Genomic DNA, 14,062 nt, shown 5'->3' with positions numbered 1-14,062 from the left:
CGCACCGCCTTGATTTAGTAGGGGCAGGTAACTTGTCTGTTTAAAACGACGGCCACATACGAAAAAACACGATCCGGGGATCGTGTGTGCTTACGATAAAAACGGCTTCACGTGTGCTAAAAAAGCTGTCGGGTTTTTCGCATGGACGTGGTGTCCTGCCTCTTCCACAGTCACAAACTCACAATTAGGCATTTGCCCGGCGGTGTCGTGCAGTTGGCTCGTGGCCACGTGGCTCGTCTCGCCGCCTCCGATGATGAGCGCGGGCATGGTTAGTTGGTTCAAATTTATCCACCACTCGGGGTCTGGCTCGTTTAATTGCTGAAGAATTTGCGGGATGACGCGCCAATCGAACGGGAGCGGCTCATCAGGCGGGCTCGTTGGAATGTTTATCGGATTACTAGGCTTCGTCGGAACGGGCGTATCCTCTATCACCAATCGCTCAACCATACGAGGATGTTGTTGTGCGAACAAGTACGCGACCGTTCCGCCCATCGAATGGCCAATAAGAATGAACCGTTCGAGTTTCAAATGACTGACGAAAGCAAACACATCGGCCTGCATCTTCTGGAAAGAGTACTTGTCCGCATGTGAACTTTCTCCATGACCGCGTTGATCTAGTGCGATGACGTAAAATGAATCGCTTAACGCTGTAGCAACACAGTCCCATGACGAGGCGTTTTGACCGAGTGCATGAAGCAAAACAACAGGTGGGGCGGATGGATCACCGGCTGTACGGTAATGAAAGGTCTGTTCATTAATGTGAATCGTCGGCACAGAAATCACTCCTTATGTAAAGAATACATTCCCGTCTGGATGCCCGTATTCCTGCCGGGCACTTTCTGGAGCTATGGACATTACGTGAACATTTTCACCTGTGTTACGATAAGGACATGAAGATACTACAAAAAGTTCCAAGATTTGTATATGTTATTTTGCTTTGGGTCATCGTCCTCGTTCAACTCAGTCTCACATCTGTCGTTTTATTCTTCGAAGGACGTGCGGGGAGTGGGGGACTTACACAAATCATGATGGTCTTGCTCGTGCTGGCAATGATTGTCGGCGTGTTGGCCGGTCACAAAACGACACGCTCCTCGTGAAAAAAGCCACGAAGTAGCTGAGCTGGTACAGGGGAAAAGCAGAGGTATTCAGGTTCAGGATAAGGTTGGTTGCGGATGTAGGCTTCTAACGGTGTTCGGCTTTGCCAATACGCTTTCATTAACGTTTCTTTCGGTGGAAGGTCATGGGTGAACATGCCAGGGCGATACTCATCACTGCCGATCGTCATTTCTTCTTCAATGTATCCGAACAGGTCTGTGACGATTTCCCGGTTGAATACATAAGCGTTGTCGGTCTCAAGTGGAAATTGTAAATATTTCGCAAAGTTGTAAGGGCGTGGATACACAGCAAAAGATGTATGGAAATCCATCCACTCATCTGAGCTGCCTCGTTGTAACTCTTGGATGATCTACGGGTAAAAGTTGCCGCCGCCTCTTGACGCCCACCCAGACATCGTGCTGTGAGACAAACCGCGGCAAAGGCGTCGGTCAACACTTCGTCTTCTCGATACATGTGATAGAAAAGCATCGGTTCACCTCTCCAACTTGTTATGAGAAACCATCAATCAAATACTCTTTTTCTTTTCGATAATGAAGAAGAAACGGTTGAATGAAAAAATGATTAAGTATGACGAAGACGACGATAAAAATAATCGAGTAATAAAACGGGTCATCAAAAAAGGGACGCCAAGAAACAGGAAGTAAAAAGATCGGTACGTAAGGAAAAAACATTCGCCATTGTCCTTTTGACGAAAGGAAATTCTCTTCACCGCACAAGTCGCAAACGAGTCGGTCATACTTGCCGATACATTGTCGCCAACGAAACGTCTTCGTACAGTTCCAACATGTAGGTAATCGCAAAAAAATTGTCCTCCTTTTACATGGACGTCTCTTTCTGAGGTTTCCATTCGAACAGCAAATATCCAAAGAAGAAGCCGAAACCACTACCTAGCGTAAGAACGGTTCCCATTGAAGCCGGAAGGAACATACCGAGTAATATCCCCACACTCATGCCAATCAGCATTCCAAAAGGCATAAACACGGCGCGCTGGTTGTCTGTATGAGTAAAGCCCTCTTCTTTTGCTTTTTTCGCGAGGCGTTTGATGACGAACACGACGAGGACGGCTACGATCAGTAGCGGCAACACCGTCATAATAATGCCGAGCAATGTTTCCAAAGCAATCCCTCCTATGCGAACACCATTAAGTGATCAGAGTCTAAGTTAGGTTGATGACAGAGCCCAAGACGCTCCGCTAGTCGGATCGACGGTTTGTTAACAGGCTGAATTCGAGCGACGACGGGAACATGCGGGACGTGTTTTTTGCCGAGTTCCAAAGCGGTTTCCGCCATTTCTTGTGCATACCCACGGCCCCATACGTGAGGGGAAAAGCGGTAATAAAGGTTTAAGACGGGTGACCCTTGCCAGTTTTCTTGGCGAATGCCCCCGAAACCAACAATCTCAGAAGTAATAGATTCAACAACTGCCCAATACCCGAACCCCGATTCAAGCCAGTTGTTTCGCCAAGTGTGTAACGTTTCCTTTGCTTCTTGTTCGTTCGTGACCGGGATTTTCACTCGAAATTGATTCGTATCCGGGTGTCCTTCAATTGCAAGAACCGAGGCAACATCGTCTAGTTGTGGCATTCTCAATACTAAATGCTCTGTGTTCACGTGTAAAAACGATTCGTTCAATCCATTCACCTCTTTGATTTGACTAGAAAAAATATTCCGGCAATGATCATGAAGACGAGACCCGCGGGAATGAAAAGAAAGAGATTAATGATGCCCATAATAATGACCGTTTCCATCCAACTTGCAAAGTGATTCATCGCCTGAACAATCCGAATCGGAACGAGCATGGCGACGATCACAATCGTTAGAAAACCAACTGCGACATACAATACACGAGCGGCTTCGCCCGCCAATACACTGACAACAAAATCGCAATACCAAGCAGCAAATAAGGAAACAAAAGAATGACCCAAAACAACATGATGGACTCCTCCAACATTTGCGTATGTCAAGCCGGAAAGCGATAAACCATTGTACTGTTAGACTAACAGAAAAGGGCAGTGAGCCTCAAAGATGAATGGCAAATTAACGTAAGGTTCTTTTCGATTTTGCCCGGGCTACGTTCACTCCTTTACATGAGATTAACTGGAATAAATTAGGTGTTGGTGATCTAGATAGAAAGAACTTAAGATTTTCCTAGTTGCGCAGTTTGTTGTTGCTTTCCACTGCAGGCGGATGCTTGTACTCCGGAGGAGAAGGTCAACATCGGTGGCCAAAAGGCGACACCGTGTTTTCTAGGCACTTCAGACTATAAGGTCAACATCGGTTCACGTTTCTGCCTCCTTGCTACGGTGTGTGGGAAGAAGTCCAAATGCCCCATATATTCATATTTGTGACACTTGAGAAAGAAAAATCATGATTTTAAACGTGAATGCGCACATAAACGAAGTCAACTGTCACAAATCTTGCGATTTGTGACAGTTGCGTGCCGAAAGTGCCCGGTTTGAGGGCTGGATTGTCACATACGTGACAGGTCATCTCACCCTTGCACCAAGTGGCGCCCCTAGGTCATAACTTTTTACCCTTCGGCAAACGTTTTTCGTTTTGCCCGCAACCTTTGCAGTGACGAACAATGATCGGCAACGAGATGAATTTCAACAGACAATATGCAAGCACTCACCCGCAAAGCCCCATCTCGGTCATCCGATCCAATGAAGTTCTTTCGTTCAACTTATCTAGATCGCTTTTAAGAAAGTGCACACTTTCGTCAGCGAAGTGCACCCATTCGACAAACAAGCGCACGTAATCGACACAGGAGTGCTCGCTTTCGACAAAATTCGCCACGCCCCCGCCACTTCGCCACCGAAAAAAAACAAGGAGCTTGGCTCCTTGCTTCAAGTGTTATACGTTTTTATACGTCCATTTGCGCCAAAGCCATTCCATCGGTCCTTGATTGAATTTCTTCAAGTAGAGTGTACTTAGTACAATCTGGATGATAAATACGGAAACGGACAGGATGACGCCAGCAAAGCTGCCGACTTGGTTAAACAGGCCGAACCCATATCCGTGGAAAATGGTGACGAAAATGAGCGTCTGCATCAAGTAATTCGTCAATGCCATGCGCCCGACTGAAGCGATCGGCTGTAGCATTCTTTGTCGTGATTCTTTCGTTAGCAGCAGTACGAGTGCGGAAAGGTAAAACAGCATTAAAATCGGCCCGGTGAATGTACGTATGCTAAAAGCTAAACTGTATGCGACGCCTCCGGGTATAGGGGTGAAGTCATGCAGGAGCGCTGTCGTTAAGATCGAGAATAAAAAGCCAATCCAAGCGCTATGGATGCAAATCTTTTTCCACGTGTGCAAGTGGTCCCCAACGTTGTGAACATGCCGGTCTTGCCCATGTACAAACCGATCAAAAAGAGTGGCAAAATGGACGGAATGACGACGAAAACATTTAATAATGTAATGATAGATTCAGGCAGGCGATGCAAAAGAATATCAAGATAACTTCCGTTTGCCATGACATCATTTGCTTGGGCATTCATCGCGGCCATTTCTTCAGTAAAATCGCCTCCAATCATGGAACCGAGACTCATTAACCAGCTGTTAACACCCATCATTACCGCCAAAATAATGCTGTAGATGAAAAGGAGTAACGTTGCCCAAATTAAAATGGTTTTCGGTTGTCTGGAAATAAAGAAAAGCAATAGAAAGCCAGTCACGCCGTACGTGAATAAAATGTCGCCGTGCCAGAAGAAGAACAAGTGGACGATCCCTACGATAATTAGAAACGTAAGTCGCCGGGAGAATAAGCGATTCGCACGTAAGTTTTTCTCTACTGCCCGTGAGTAGAATATGTAGAAGCCTAATCCAAACAAAAGCGAGAACATCGGATAAAATTTACCTTCGACAAAAAATGAAATAAATAGAGTGCTAAGTGCGTTTAACGTGTCGTCTGGTAAAGGAAATCCTTCGATGATAATGGTGAAATCCAGCTGTGCCAACGACTTGAAGTGCATCATGTTCGCCAGAACGATGCCCAAAATGGCAAACCCTCGCACAATATCAAGCGTATGAATCCGTTCATTTGAAGAAATTCCTTGATGTTTCAAATAAAAACCCTCCTTATGTATCCATTATAAGGAGAGTTCACTACACTTATCCAAATATTTTTAAATCAATTGTGTCTAAAATGTGTCTGAAAATAATTATACATTTTCGAGCATGCGCCTTAGAGCGATGCGTGCGTTTTCAGCGATATCTTCTGGGACCGAAATCTCAAATTGGTATACATCTTCACGTAACAGATCCAACGTCCATGCTAAATGTTCCAAGTCAATTCGGTTCATCGTCAAGCACGGGCACATGTTGCTGTTTAATGAAAATACCCGTTTATCGGTGTGTTGTGCGGCTAGCCGTTTGACGAGATTCATTTCTGTGCCAATTGCCCAAGACGTTCCTGGCGCAGCGGCATTTAGACGTTCAATAATGTGATGGGTACTGCCTGCGTAGTCTGCTGCTTGCACAACCTCATACGTGCACTCAGGGTGGACGAGTACGTTCGTTTCCGGCTCTGTTTGCCGCAGTTCTTCAATTTGCCCGACCGTAAATTTCTCGTGCACCGAACAGTGCCCTTTCCAAAGAATGACTTGGATGTCTTCAACGCGAGCACCGTCTGCGAGCTCCAACTCATGCGTAATTGGATTCCATACCGCCATATTGTGCAACGGGATGCCGAGATCTGCCGCTGTATTGCGACCGAGGTGCTGGTCGGGAAGAAAGAGCAGCCGCTGTTTTTGCGCGAGCGCCCACCGCACCATCTTGCCTGCATTTGAACTCGTCACACACGCACCGCCACGCTCGCCACAAAACGCTTTAATCGCGGCGGTGCTGTTTACGTACGTGAGTGGAAGAATCGTATCCCCAAACTGGTCGGTTAGTGTTTCCCACGCTCGCTCCGTTTGCGAAATGTTCGCCATGTCTGCCATCGAACAACCGGCATTCAAGTCAGGTAGCATCACACGTTGCCGCTGTCGGTCAGAATGTCAGCTGTCTCCGCCATAAAATGGACGCCGCAAAACACAATATACGGGCTCGTTCGGGTCTCGCAAACTTGCGCCAGCTGCAAAGAGTCACCCGTCACATCCGCAAACTGAATCACATCTTCACGTTGATAATGGTGCCCAGGAATGAACAGGTCGCTCCCGAACTCTCGTTTTGCTTCAACAATACGCAATATTTTTTCCTCATTACTCATCTCTCGATACTGTGCAGGTAACCTGCGAATCGCTGTAAACGTCATACCGAACACTCCTTTCGTACGAGCATACTAAAATCAAGTGCTTGAACCGAATGCGTCAAAAAGCCAAGCGAAAGGTAATCAACCCCCGAACCTCGAAACGTCGCAATCGTCTCCATCGATATGCCTCCTGACGCTTCCGTTAAGATTTCCTTAGGAACAAGCGGAACGTAGCGAGCAATTTCAGCTGGCGTCGCATTATCAAACATAATCACATCCGCCCCCGCACGTACCGCCTCCTCGACCTCCGCGCCGCTCGTCGTCTCCACCTCAACCTTCACCATGTGACCCATCGCAGCCCGCGTCCGCTCCACCGCCAGTGAAATCGACCCACATGCCGCAATATGATTCTCCTTTAACATCACCGCATCATCCAAGCCGTAACGATGATTAAACCCGCCCCCCGCGCGTACCGCCGCCTTCTCCAACATACGAAGCCCCGGCGTCGTCTTCCGCGTATCACACACCCGAATCGACCGATCCCCGAGAGCATCCACAGCAAGATGCGTCATCGACGCAATCCCACTCATTCGTTGCAATACATTCAGTGCAACCCGCTCTCCTGTCAAAAGGGAAGCAGCCGGACCACGCATCGACAAGACGTGGTCGCCCTCGGTTACAGCATCCCCGTCACGAAGGGGCGTTTTCATAGAAACAGACGGGTCTAGAAGCTGATAGATTCGCTCAAAAACGGCCAGTCCCGCAACAACCCCGTCCGCTTTGGCGACAACGTACGCCTCTGTTTTCTCATCTTGAAAAATGGATTCGCTCGTCAAGTCCCCGGTACCGATATCTTCAAGTAAGAAGCGGTGTAACTGTTCGTCGAGCAGCAGTTTGTTCATCGTTTTCCTCCTTCAATTGGAATGTGATTTGTTTGCCTTGCCATTTCGGATCTGGATGGGGGAAGTCTGTTCGTATGTGTGCTCCGCGTGTTTCGTGTCGCAACTGTGCGGCGGTGGTGACGAGTTTGGCCACGGTGAAAAGGTGATCGTCTTCGCTGCACGTTGTGTTGTCAGCAGGCAACGATTCAAAGTTTTTGAGATACGCTTGCATCTCGTTAAGGTCGTCTTGATGGCGTTCGACACCGACCGATGCGCTCATTTTCTGTTGCAGTTCAGCGCGGTCAGGTAAACGGTGATGCACCGGCGGCGAAGAGGAGAAGGATGAGCGTTTGCGCCATTCTTTGCCACTCGCGATATGCGCACTCGTCTTTTCCGCGAAAACGAGCGCTTCAAGTAATGAATTGCTCGCCAATCGGTTCGCGCCGTGAACCGATGTGCAGGCGACTTCTCCGATTGCATACAACCTTTCAATGTTCGTTTGCCCCCACGCATTCGTTTGCACGCCCCCGCACATAAAGTGAGCAGCTGGTGCAACAGGAAGCGGATCAACGGTTGGATCGTATCCCGAGGTTAAGCAATGATGAGTAATGGCCGGAAAGCGTTTTGTGAAGTTCTTCACATGGCGTGCGTCAAGAAAGACAGGGGTGTCGGAACGATGAATCGCACGTGCGACAACATCTCGGCTAGCGAGATCGTTGCGGAGTATGCGTTCACCGTCGCTGTTCACGAGCATCGCTCCTTCACCCCGTACGGCCTCACTAATGAGTCCGCCACCTGGCGCCTCGAGCATCGTCGGGTGAAATTGAACGAATTCCAAGTCGGCAACAGAGGCCCCCGCTCGATACGCGAGGGCGATGCCGTCACCGGTCGCAGTGGCTACGTTTGACGTGCGTGCGTATAGTTGACCGGCGCCTCCAGTAGCAAGGATGACGGCTTTTGGGTGTTCAAATCGCTGTTTGGTCGTGTGTACAGCTGTAATTTGTCCCTTTTCGGTTACAAGTTCTACGACGGTTTCATGTTCATAAAGGCTTACGCGGTTTTTCACGTGTTGCAGTAGCGTCGTCGTGATGGCTTGACCGGTTTGATCTCCGTTGGCGTGAAGAATTCGCCGTTTGGAGTGGGCGCCTTCATGTCCGAGAGTCGGTGCAAATGGCACACCAAGATTTTTGAGTGTTCGAGCAATTTTTGGTGCAGATCGGGTCATCATCTGAATGTATGTAGCGTTACCGTGGCCGTAGCCCGCTTGCATTGTGTCGGTCGCGTGAGTCAACGTGTCGTCGTTAGCGGTGACAGCGGCAGCCATCCCACCTTGTGCACGAGTGGAGTTGCTCACTGTTGCCTCAGTTTTTGAGATGAGGACGACGTCTTCTGTTTCTGAAAGTTGTAAAGCCGCCATGAGCCTGCAACTCCTGTCCCAATGATCACAATCATAATTTTCACCAACTTTACAGTTGTCTTGTCACCTATATTTACATAAAATAAAAGAAAAAACAATGGGGAGATTGAGATGATTTATTTGGATTACAGTGCAACGACGCCAATGTCTGACACGTGCTTGCGTGTGTACAATGATGTATCTCAAGCGGCGTTTGGCAATACGAACAGCGTTCATACGCGAGGGCTAGAGGCGACGGATGTATACCGAGTTGCCAAGCAGCGGTTTGCACACTGCTTAAACATTAAGGCTGACGGTGTACATTTTACCGGTTCAGGGTCGGAAGCCAATTTCTTGTCGATTGTCACGCTCGCAAAAGCGGCTCGTAAAAGAGGGAATCATATTCTTTCTGTAAAGACCGAGCATCCGTCTGTGTTGGACACGCTCGATTATTTGTCTGGACAAGGATATGAAGTGACGTTTGTGGACGTCGACGGTGAAGGAAACATTGACCCGGCACACGTAGAGAAGGCGATCAGACGAGAAACGATTTTGGCGACATTTGCGGTTGCTTCAAGTGAGATTGGCACTGTGCAAAAGGTTGATGAACTGAGCGAGTTGCTCCGGTCCCGTGATATACTGTTTCATAGTGATGCTGTCCAAGCTGTCGGACGCGTTGACGTGAACTGGCACCTTTTCGATGCGATGAGCATGTCCGCACATAAGCTATACGCACCGAAAGGGTTAGGGGTGGCGTACATCGCTCCCCACGTCCCGTGGCAACCGTTTTACAGTCGTTCGTCGTTTCGGCCGGGCACCGTCGATGTGGCAGGAGCGGCAGCGTTTGCGGTCGGGATGGAAGAAGCGATTCATCAGTTGCCGAAGGTCGGGCAGCTGGCGTTATGGCGGGATGAAGTGATTCGTCGTTTGACAACAAGTGGGCGCTTTTCCCTCGTTGGAGCGAAACAGCGTTTGCCGTTTCATCTTGGGTTTCTCGTACACGGCTGGAGCGGACAGCAGTTCATGCTCGAATGTGACCGTCAAGGCATACAAATCGCGGTCGGATCTGCTTGTCGGGCAGGGCAAACGAATACACCTGAATCTTTGCTTGCAATTGGGCTGAAACAACATGAGGCTGAACAGTTTATTCGCGTGACATTCGGCGTCCCAACAACCCGAGCAGATGTTGAGAAAATGATCACTACTTTTGAACAAATAAGTGAGGAAAACGATGTTACAAAAAAAATTACGAGCAAGTGAGCGCCGGGAAGCGATCGTTCAATGGCTGAAAGAGGAAGGCGCACCGCTAAAGGGTGGTGAGCTTGCGGAGCGTGCAGGGGTCAGTCGTCAAGTGATTGTCCAAGACATGTCCATATTACGGGCAAAGGAAGAACCTGTACTCGCGACAGCGCAAGGGTACATGTACATGGGTGAAGGGCAAGCAAACAACGAACGGGAATGGATTGCGGTTCGCCATGCGCCAGATGAAATGAAAGACGAATTGTATACGTTTGTTGATTACGGGTTAACCGTAAACACGGTCGTCATTGAACATGAAGTGTATGGTGAACTTTCTGGGAGAATCGATGTGTCCAACCGCCGTGATGTGGATGCGTTTTGTGAACGGGTGACAGATTCAGGAAGTGCGCTGCTCTCTCAGCTTACAGACGGTGTACATCTCCATCTCGTGGAAGCAAGCCGAAAAGAGCAGATCACCAATGCGAAAGCGGCGTTACGAGAAAAGGGCTTTCTCATCGAATGAATTATTTGAGCTTCTCTAGAAAGTTCCGCACACGTGAACTGTACGGTTCAAGATTATAGTCGAGGCAAAGCCCGGATTGAAGCCGGATCGGATCTCCGTAGAAATAACGCTCAAATTGCGTTTGTCTTGAACCGAAATCACCCATCGTTAAATCTTTTGCAAGTCGAAATAAACGGATCCGATCTTTTGCTGATGCTTCGTAGCCACCCATAAATCGTTCAAGCAACGGAGCAATTTCCGATTCGAAGTCTTTTTCGTTAGGTGTCGCAATAAAATTGCTCGCTCCGATGAGCTGGATAATTTCCACAAGTCTCCCGTACGTGTTTTGATAATAGGAAACAGCCGTCTTCAGCGGAGCGGCCTTCGGGACCATCATGCCATAAGGTTTATTTCTGCTTGCATTTCCGAAGAGTATACAAAGCCGCGCATCGCTTCAAGCGCTGTAATTATTTCAGATACTTTCTGCTGAATGTGTTGAAACTGACCAATTTTTAACGTATTGACCATTTCATTAGCAATGCCTAAAATCCACTCCGTTTTTACGATCTGCCGGTTAGACGCATGAAAGAGAAGCGCAGATTCAAGACCGGTGTCGAAGAAGAGTCGCTTGGCGAGTTCTTCATTTTTATATAAAAACACGCGCTCCCACGGAATGAACACCGAATCAAAAACGACGATCGCATCGCCTTCTTCAAATTGGGAAGAATACGGCTCATCAAAGAGTGAATCTTTCGAATAAGACGGCCTCGCTAAAAAGGTCAATCCTTTTGTGTCAGAAGGAATGGAGAAAGCGAACAAGTAATCCTTCTCTAATCCTGCGGGCAGTACGATCACTTCATCGGTAATTCCGCCTTGAGTGGCGAGCAGCGCGCGCCTTCAATCACAATACCCGCGTCCGTCTCATCAACGACTTTTGCTGCAATTGGCTGCTCTTCTTCTTTCGAGAAAAAAGACGTTGATTTCTTAGCCTTTGGATTCACAAACGTATGTGTAAATGTTAGGTCTGCACGTTTCGCGTTTTCGTATAGTTGCTCAATCGCCTCACCGTATTGCTCACCGGCAGTCGCAAAATAATCTTTCGCACAAGCAAGTGTTGTCACGATCGTATTCCCATATTCAGGAGAACGTCCGAGTAGGCCGGCATTTTCATTTGCCATAGTTGCGTTGCCAATCGGCGTTTTGCCAAGCGTTCTCGGGTCGTCATCGGCTCCCAGGAGAAGTTCGATGACCCATCATCCGCTTGTAAAATCGCTCGATATTCTGGTTTATGAACGAGGTCATACAAATTCGCTTTACTTTTAATGACGGATGTAAAGGCCGGGTGCTTTGTCACAGGCCCACGGATCTTTTCTCCATCAAGCCAAACGGTGCTGTTCATCGCAGCAATCCGTTCCATATATTCATTAGCGGTAACCATACCCATGTCAGTCGCCCTCCTCGGCATTACATTATGCAAACCGGTCCAGTCCGGGAACTGAAAGGAGTATAAAACATGCAAATTCGAAAAGCTGAACCCCTTGATACGGAGCGTCTTATCAAGATGCGCTGGGATTTTACAATTGAGGATCATCCCGAAAAAGAGCAAGCAGATGTACACGTGTACGAAAAGGAATGCCGCCGATTTCTTGAGGAGGCAATTGCGGGGGACCGTTGGCACATTTGGGTAGCTGAACGAGCAGGCGTTATTGTGAGTCACATTTATATCCAACTCGTCGATAAAGTTCCTCGTCCAGGAAGAGTTACTCGTCCTTTTGCTTATATGACGAATGTTTATACCGTTCCGTCTCACCGGGGAACGGGCATTGGCAGTCAATTGCTCGAACATATTCATCAGTGGGTAAAAGAACATGAGTATGAATTTATTCTCGTTTGGCCAAGTGAGGCAGGAGAGCCGTATTATAAGAAAAATGGATATACACGAGTGGAAGAACCGATGGAATACATTCGCGAATAAAAATGAGTTATACTAATTAAAAATATGATATACTTATTTTATTCGAATAATGTTTACTGGCGGAGGGACGTATGGATAGAGAACTAGCATTAGAAGTAACCCGTGTGACAGAAGGAGCTGCCTTGGCAGCAGCAAAATGGCTTGGACGTGGGGACAAGATCAAGGCAGACGGAGCAGCAACAAACGCCATGAGAGAAATTTTTGACTCGGTGAACATGAAAGGGCGCGTCGTCATCGGTGAAGGCGAAATGGACGAAGCACCTATGCTTTATATCGGTGAAGAACTAGGTACAGGCAATGGTCCAGAAGTCGACATCGCTGTTGACCCTATTGAAGGGACAACGATCGTTGCCAAAGGCTATACGAATGCGATGACCGTGCTAGCATCGCAGACCGAGGGAAACTGCTACACGCACCGGACATGTACATGGAAAAACTAGCCGTCGGTCCAAATGCGGCCGGTAAAGTAAGCCTTAGCGATCCGATCGAGAAAACGATTGAAATCGTTGCCGAAGCAAGCAATAAAAAAGTTGAAGACGTCACGGTTATGGTGTTAGAACGCCCGCGTCATGAAGAGTTAATCGATCAGATTCGGAAAAAAGGCGCCCGTGTTAAAATGTTCTCAGACAATGACATTAGTGCATCAATTGCAACAGCACTTCCGGGCACTGGTGTTGACCTATTCGTAGGTATCGGCGGCGCCCCTGAAGGTGTCGTTGCCGCAGCCGGTCTCAAATGCCTCGGTGGTGAAATGCAAGGCCGACTCAAACCACAAAACGATGCAGAAATTGAGCGTTGTAAAGAGATGGGTATCAAAGACCCACACCGCATTCTCCAACTCGACGACCTCGTTGCCGGAGATGACGCGATTTTTTCAGCGACAGGCGTCACGTCAGGCACAATTCTCGGGGAAGCCAAGTTTCTCGGCGGAGGACTTGTCGAAACAGACTCCATCGTCATGCGCGCCAAAACGAAGACTGTTCGTTATATTAAAACCGTGCATAACCTCGAACACAAACCGTACATTATCCAAGACAACGATTAATCAATACCCGTGATCCCTAAAAACCGGATGTCCCGCTATGGCATCCGGTTTTTACATGGTGCGGGGCAGAGGGTGGCGTCATGATCATTCCGTATTGCGATCTATATAAGTTGAACTAAAGAATTTCTTCACAAACTAATGGTAGACCACCCGTTAAATCCTAAAGTTCATCGACTTTGAGATCGATCTTAATCGTTTACAATAGACGTAGCAAGGATGGGTATCTACTGCTATTGACCTCCAAAGTGCTTGAATCGAGTTGAATCCCAATCTTGAGCAACCTCAGTTCAGCAACGTCGCCAATTCAATACCGTTGCTTGGAACGAAAGGCGGTGACGCTGTAGAAGTTGGGCCGAGACGAGACCTCGCAGGTCGTTAGGAGGGTGCTGAAAAAATAATGTCTCATTTCCTAAGTTACTCGTTAACACGACACCGGGGCCCATCTATGTGGGGATTTCAACAACAGGGCGGGTTGCAATCGTTAAAATACCCACATAGAAGCGTCTATGTGGGTATAAAACCATTCAATGTGGGAATTTCTGTAGAAAATGGTTCCCCACATAAGAAAATCCCATCATAGCAAGTTCTATGTGGGATTTTCTATTTAGACCATGCGAAACGCTGTTATATGATTTTGAATTTCTCTTTTTCAGTGACCTCGTCGTTAGACCGAGGAGGCTCGTCCGGTCCTTGCGGCAAAGTAAACACGGTGGCAGGG

Annotated in this window: 15 protein-coding genes and 3 pseudogenes; 5 read left to right on the top strand and 13 right to left on the bottom strand. The window is 48.0% G+C overall.

Translation table 11 applies throughout. The features are described from left to right. Nucleotides 1–90: 90 nt before the first annotated feature. A complete protein-coding gene (locus tag JCM19037_RS17960; protein WP_238544800.1) occupies nucleotides 91–774 on the bottom strand; it encodes an alpha/beta fold hydrolase in 684 nt (227 codons plus the stop codon). Between the two features lie 116 nt (nucleotides 775–890). Here JCM19037_RS17960 and JCM19037_RS17955 point away from each other — a divergent pair, with 116 nt between their 5' ends. Next, nucleotides 891–1,097: a hypothetical protein gene (locus JCM19037_RS17955; RefSeq protein WP_042403484.1), complete on the top strand. Its 207-nt coding sequence runs from the start codon at nucleotides 891–893 to the stop codon at nucleotides 1,095–1,097. Here the strand turns inward: JCM19037_RS17955 and JCM19037_RS17950 are convergent. The 11 genes and pseudogenes from JCM19037_RS17950 to JCM19037_RS17905 form a co-directional block, all read right to left on the bottom strand. Then, nucleotides 1,073–1,426 (bottom strand): hypothetical protein, encoded by a 354-nt coding sequence (locus tag JCM19037_RS17950; RefSeq protein ID WP_042403483.1) that lies wholly within the window; start codon nucleotides 1,424–1,426, stop codon nucleotides 1,073–1,075. The genes JCM19037_RS17955 and JCM19037_RS17950 overlap by 25 nt on opposite strands. Before the next feature lie 178 nt (nucleotides 1,427–1,604). After that, nucleotides 1,605–1,916, bottom strand: a complete 312-nt coding sequence (locus tag JCM19037_RS17945; protein ID WP_042403481.1) for a TIGR04104 family putative zinc finger protein — start codon at nucleotides 1,914–1,916, stop codon at nucleotides 1,605–1,607. Nucleotides 1,917–1,932: 16 nt separating this feature from the next. Continuing rightward, entirely contained in the window at nucleotides 1,933–2,232 is a 300-nt protein-coding gene (locus JCM19037_RS17940; RefSeq protein WP_052364032.1) for a hypothetical protein, read from the bottom strand. Between the two features lie 11 nt (nucleotides 2,233–2,243). Then, the gene (locus JCM19037_RS17935; RefSeq protein WP_042403479.1) at nucleotides 2,244–2,747 is read right to left on the bottom strand and encodes a GNAT family N-acetyltransferase; all 504 of its coding nucleotides are present in this window, start codon (nucleotides 2,745–2,747) and stop codon (nucleotides 2,244–2,246) included. Between the two features lie 5 nt (nucleotides 2,748–2,752). Further along, nucleotides 2,753–3,040 (bottom strand): hypothetical protein, encoded by a 288-nt coding sequence (locus JCM19037_RS17930; RefSeq protein WP_042403478.1) that lies wholly within the window; start codon nucleotides 3,038–3,040, stop codon nucleotides 2,753–2,755. A 703-nt stretch (nucleotides 3,041–3,743) separates the two neighbouring features. Continuing rightward, the gene (locus JCM19037_RS26000) at nucleotides 3,744–3,911 is read right to left on the bottom strand and encodes a hypothetical protein (protein ID WP_193744802.1); all 168 of its coding nucleotides are present in this window, start codon (nucleotides 3,909–3,911) and stop codon (nucleotides 3,744–3,746) included. Between the two features lie 57 nt (nucleotides 3,912–3,968). After that, complete coding sequence (locus JCM19037_RS24615) at nucleotides 3,969–4,430, bottom strand: DUF418 domain-containing protein (RefSeq protein ID WP_193744801.1); 462 nt, start codon at nucleotides 4,428–4,430, stop codon at nucleotides 3,969–3,971. After that, entirely contained in the window at nucleotides 4,367–5,179 is an 813-nt protein-coding gene (locus JCM19037_RS25995) for a DUF418 domain-containing protein (RefSeq protein ID WP_042403472.1), read from the bottom strand. Before JCM19037_RS25995 ends, JCM19037_RS24615 begins: the two co-directional genes overlap by 64 nt. 96 nt (nucleotides 5,180–5,275) lie before the next feature. Next, a pseudogene (gene nadA / locus JCM19037_RS17915) lies at nucleotides 5,276–6,369 on the bottom strand (quinolinate synthase NadA). Further along, nucleotides 6,366–7,208 carry a carboxylating nicotinate-nucleotide diphosphorylase gene (nadC, locus tag JCM19037_RS17910; protein WP_042403470.1) on the bottom strand — a complete coding sequence of 281 codons (843 nt, stop codon included), beginning with the start codon at nucleotides 7,206–7,208 and terminating at the stop codon, nucleotides 6,366–6,368. Before nadC ends, nadA begins: the two are co-directional and overlap by 4 nt. Then, entirely contained in the window at nucleotides 7,162–8,604 is a 1,443-nt protein-coding gene (locus tag JCM19037_RS17905; RefSeq protein WP_042403468.1) for an L-aspartate oxidase, read from the bottom strand. Before JCM19037_RS17905 ends, nadC begins: the two co-directional genes overlap by 47 nt. A gap of 111 nt (nucleotides 8,605–8,715) precedes the next feature. On the opposite strand from JCM19037_RS17905, the gene JCM19037_RS17900 reads away from it, so the two are divergent. After that, nucleotides 8,716–9,843: an IscS subfamily cysteine desulfurase gene (locus tag JCM19037_RS17900; RefSeq protein WP_042403466.1), complete on the top strand. Its 1,128-nt coding sequence runs from the start codon at nucleotides 8,716–8,718 to the stop codon at nucleotides 9,841–9,843. After that, nucleotides 9,815–10,345 carry a transcription repressor NadR gene (locus JCM19037_RS17895; RefSeq protein WP_042403463.1) on the top strand — a complete coding sequence of 177 codons (531 nt, stop codon included), beginning with the start codon at nucleotides 9,815–9,817 and terminating at the stop codon, nucleotides 10,343–10,345. The genes JCM19037_RS17900 and JCM19037_RS17895 overlap by 29 nt, the downstream gene beginning before the upstream one ends. Nucleotide 10,346: 1 nt before the next feature. On the opposite strand, the pseudogene JCM19037_RS27685 reads toward JCM19037_RS17895, so the two are convergent. Further along, nucleotides 10,347–11,723: pseudogene (locus JCM19037_RS27685) on the bottom strand (4-hydroxyphenylacetate 3-hydroxylase family protein). Nucleotides 11,724–11,837: 114 nt separating this feature from the next. Here JCM19037_RS27685 and JCM19037_RS17885 point away from each other — a divergent pair. Then, nucleotides 11,838–12,299 carry a GNAT family N-acetyltransferase gene (locus JCM19037_RS17885; protein WP_042403461.1) on the top strand — a complete coding sequence of 154 codons (462 nt, stop codon included), beginning with the start codon at nucleotides 11,838–11,840 and terminating at the stop codon, nucleotides 12,297–12,299. A gap of 71 nt (nucleotides 12,300–12,370) precedes the next feature. Then, a pseudogene (gene glpX / locus JCM19037_RS17880) lies at nucleotides 12,371–13,344 on the top strand (class II fructose-bisphosphatase). Nucleotides 13,345–14,062: the final 718 nt, after the last annotated feature.

Source organism: Geomicrobium sp. JCM 19037, assembly GCF_000698105.1.
In the GTDB taxonomy this organism is placed as follows: domain Bacteria; phylum Bacillota; class Bacilli; order Bacillales; family Marinococcaceae; genus Geomicrobium_A.
The sequence above is the reverse complement of the archived record's forward strand: the minus strand, read 5'-3'. Positions and strand labels throughout refer to the sequence as shown.